The 4,089-nt window shown below is 75.1% G+C and carries 4 protein-coding genes; all 4 read left to right on the plus strand.

Going from position 1 to position 4,089, the window contains the following annotated elements:
• Positions 1-9 precede the first annotated feature (9 nt).
• Positions 10-1,230 (plus strand): cytochrome P450, encoded by a 1,221-nt coding sequence (locus ACOV8S_RS06930; RefSeq protein WP_448317381.1) that lies wholly within the window; start codon positions 10-12, stop codon positions 1,228-1,230.
• Between the two features lie 25 nt (positions 1,231-1,255).
• The gene (locus tag ACOV8S_RS06935) at positions 1,256-1,450 is read left to right on the plus strand and encodes a ferredoxin (RefSeq protein ID WP_448316729.1); all 195 of its coding nucleotides are present in this window, start codon (positions 1,256-1,258) and stop codon (positions 1,448-1,450) included.
• A 1-nt stretch (position 1,451) separates the two neighbouring features.
• Positions 1,452-2,450, plus strand: coding sequence for an alpha/beta hydrolase (locus ACOV8S_RS06940; protein WP_448316731.1), 999 nt, complete (start codon positions 1,452-1,454; stop codon positions 2,448-2,450).
• A gap of 82 nt (positions 2,451-2,532) precedes the next feature.
• Positions 2,533-4,089 (plus strand): beta-ketoacyl synthase N-terminal-like domain-containing protein (locus tag ACOV8S_RS06945; RefSeq protein WP_448316733.1); only part of this gene is annotated, 1,557 nt, incomplete at its 3' end.

Raw genomic sequence — 4,089 nt, forward strand, 5'->3', positions numbered from 1 at the left:
GGCCCGAGAATGACCGACCTCACCACCGCCCCGGCCGACGACCGGGAGGTCCCCGCCTACCCGCAGGCCCGCGGCTGCCCCTTCGAACCACCGCGGGGATACGAGCGGTACGTCGCGGACGGACCCGTCACGCCCGTCCGGCTGTACGACGGGCGCCGCGTGTGGGCCGTCAGCGGCCACGCCGAGGCCCGCCAGGTGCTGCTGGACGCGGCGACCTTCTCCTCCGACCGCGTCCATCCGCACTACCCCGCGACCGCGCCGCGCTTCGAATCGGCGCGCAAGGTGCGCAACTTCATCGGCATGGACCCGCCGGAGCACACGGTGCAGCGGCGCATGCTGCTGTCCCAGTTCACCGTGAAGAAGGTGCAGGCGCTGCGCCCCGGCATCCAGCGCCTCGTCGACGGGCTGATCGACACGATCGAGGCGAAGGGACCGGTCGTCGACCTGGTGCCGGAGTTCGCGCTGCCGGTCCCCTCCATCGTCATCTGCGAACTGCTCGGCGTCCCCTACGCCGACCACGCCTTCTTCGAGCAGCAGTCACGGCGCGTGGTGACCGGGACGACCTCGCTGGAGGACAGCGCCGACGCCTTCGCCCAGCTCAGCGGCTACCTCGACGGACTGATCGGCCGCAAGCAGCAGGAGCCGGGCGACGGCCTGCTCGACACACTGGTCGAGGAACAGGTCTCGACCGGAGCGCTGACCCGGCGCGACCTGGTCGACATCGCCCTGCTGCTGCTCGTCGCCGGTCACGAGACCACGGCCAGCGCGATCGCCCTCGGCGTGCTGACCCTGCTGGAGCACCCGGACCAGTTGGCCGCGCTGCGCTCGGACGCCACCCTGCTGCCCTCGGCGGTGGAGGAACTTCTGCGGTACATGGCGATCGCCGACGGCGTCGCCCGGTTCGCCACCACCGACACCGACCTGGGCGGCCACCGGGTACGCGCCGGCGACGGCGTGGTCGTGGTCATCTCCACGGCCAACCGGGACGAGGACGCCTTCCCCGGCGCCGCGTCCTTCGACGTGACGCGCGGGGCCCGGCACCACGTGTCGTTCGGTCACGGGGTGCACCAGTGCATCGGGCAGAACCTCGCGCGGGCGGAGATGGAGATCGCCCTGTCCACGCTCTTCCGCCGGCTGCCGGGACTGCGGCTCGCCGTCCCGGCGGAGCGGCTGGCGGCGAAGGAACCGGGCGGCGTCCAGGGCGTCTGGGAACTGCCCGTCACATGGTGAGAACTGCTGAGAGGAACTGACGACCATGCGGATCACGGCCGACACCCAACGGTGTCTTGGCGCGGGACAGTGCGTCCTGTCCGCCCCCGACCGTTTCGACCAGTCGGACGAGGGGACGGTGCTCGTGCTCGACGCCCGGGTGGCGGACGCCGCCGAGGAACGGCGCTTCCGGGACGTCGTGGCGCTCTGTCCCTCCCAGGCGATCACCCTGGAGGACTGAGATGCCCGTGACCGGAAGTCTCGCCGAGGCCGTCGCGGAGCACCGGGGAACGCTGCTGCCCGTCGGTGCCCTGCCCGCCGTGCCGGGCGTCTCGGTGCGTGAGGTCACCGTGCCCGGGCCGCCCGGCGCGCCCGAGGTGCTGCTGCGGGTGTACCGGCCCGACGGCACCGGCGCCGCGCTGCCGAGCGTGCTGTGGATCCACGGCGGCGGTTTCTGCCTGGGCAACGTGGACTCCGTCCACACAGGGGCGGCGCAGGCCGCGCTGGCGGCGCGGGCGGTGGTCGTCGCCGTCGCCTACCGGCTCGCCCCCGAACACCCCTTCCCGGCGGGACTCGACGACTGCTGGGCGGCCTTGGAGTGGGTCGCCGGGCACCCGGGCGAACTGGGCGCCGACCCCGCGCGGCTCGCCGTCGCGGGGGCCAGTTCCGGCGGCTGTCTGGCCGCCGCCCTCACGCTGCTCGCCCGCGAGCGCGGCGGGCCGGCGCTGTGCTTCCAGCACCTGAGCACACCGGTCCTCGACGACCGGCTGGTCACCGGCTCCATGACGGCGTTCACGGACACCCCGATCTGGAACCGCCGGCTCGCCGAGGAGAGCTGGTCGCTGTACCTGGGCCCGTGGAGCGGACCGGTCCCCGCACACGCGGCGCCGGCCCGCGCCGAGGACCTGACCGGCCTGCCGCCCGCGTTCCTCTCCACGGCGGGCCTGGACCCGCTGCGCGACGAGGGCCTGGAGTACGGGCTGCGCCTCGCCCGCGCCGGCGTCCCGGTCGAGGTGCACAACTTCCCCGGCGCCCACCACGCCTTCGGCGGGCCCGCGACGCCCCACGAGCAGCGACGGATCGCGCTGGAGCACCTGGACGCCTTGCGGCGCGGCCTGAACCCCGCGCCGGGGCCGTACCCCGCGCCGCGGTCCGACGCCGCGCCGCGGCCCGACGCCGCGCCGCGGTCCGACGCCGGGGGGCGGTCCGACGCCGGGCCGTCCGCGGCGACGGCGGTTTAGAAGCGCGCAAGACCGCCGTTAGACGGCGTGGCGAGCCTCGGTCGTGCCAGGTAGTCCTCACCGAGGGAGTACGTGACACACCATGCGCAACGACCGCCCCGCGCCGATCGCCGTCGTCGGACTCGCCTGCCGCCTCCCCAAGGCCCCGGACCCCGACTCCTTCTGGGAGCTCCTCAGCAAGGGTGAGGACGCCGTCGGGGAGGCCCCCGCGGACCGCTGGTCCCCGACGGCTCCCGCGCGGGGCGCCTTCCTCGACGAGGTGGACCGCTTCGACGCCGCCTTCTTCGGCATCTCCCCGCGCGAGGCGGCGGCCACGGACCCGCAGCAGCGTCTGCTGCTCGAACTGGGCTGGGAGGCGCTGGAGGAGGCGGGCATCGTCCCCGGGTCGCTCACCGGCAGCCGTACGGCCGTGCTCGCGGCGGCGATCTGGGACGACTACGCCGCCCTCCACCACCGGCGCGGTGAGGGCGCGGCGGACCGTCACTCGGTCACCGGCCTGCACCGGGGCATCCTCGCCAACCGGCTCTCCTACGTCCTCGGACTGACCGGGCCCAGTCTGACCGTCGACTCGGCCCAGTCGTCGTCCCTGGTCGCGGTGCACCTGGCGTGCGAGAGCCTGCGCTCGGGGGAGTCCGACCTGGCGGTCGTCGGCGGCGTCAACCTCGTGCTGTCCCCGCACAGCAGCGCGGACAGCACACGCTTCGGCGCGCTGTCGCCCGACGGCCGGTGCTTCACCTTCGACGAACGCGCCAACGGCTACGTGCGGGGCGAGGGCGGTGTCGCGGTCGTCCTCAAGCCGCTGGACCGGGCGCGGGCGGACGGCGACCGCGTCCACTGCGTGATCCTCGGCAGCGCGGTCAACAACGACGGCGCCTCCCGCGGCCTCACGGTGCCCGACCAGGCGGCGCAGGAGGCCGTGATCCGCGAGGCGCACCGGCGGGCGGGCACGGACCCGGCCTCCGTCGGATACGTCGAGCTCCACGGCTCCGGCACACCGGTGGGCGACCCGGTCGAGGCCGCCGCCCTCGGAGCCGCGCTCGGGGCCGGGCGGCCCGCCGGCTCCCCGCTGCGGGTCGGCTCCGCCAAGACGAACGTGGGCCACCTGGAGGGCGCCGCCGGTCTCGTCGGCCTGCTCAAGACGGCCCTGGCCGTCTCCCGGCGCCGGCTGCCGGCGAGCCTCAACTTCCGCACCCCCAACCCGCGTATCCCGCTCGCCGAGCTGGGTCTCGCCGTGCAGACCGCACTCGGCGACTGGTCGGGTGACGGGCGGCCGCTGGTCGCGGGCGTGAGCTCCTTCGGCATGGGCGGCACCAACTGCCACGTGGTGGTGGGCGACACGGCAGCCGCCGGCCTCGCGCCGGACGCCCGGGACGACCACCCGGCGCCGCACACCGCGGGCCCGTTGCCCTGGCTCGTGTCGGGACGGGACGAGGCGGCGCTGCGTGCCCAGGCCGGGCGGCTGGCCGAGCACGTCGGCGGTCCGGGCGCCACGGTGCGCCCCGAGGACACCGCCTTCGCGCTGGCCGCCACCCGGACGCGCTTCGCCGAACGCGCCGTGGTCCTGGGGGAGGGGCGCGAGGAGCTGCTGCGCGGCGTCCAGGCACTCGCGGCGGGTGAGGAGCACCCGTCCGTGGTCCGT

This window comes from Streptomyces sp. CO7, from assembly GCF_053474865.1.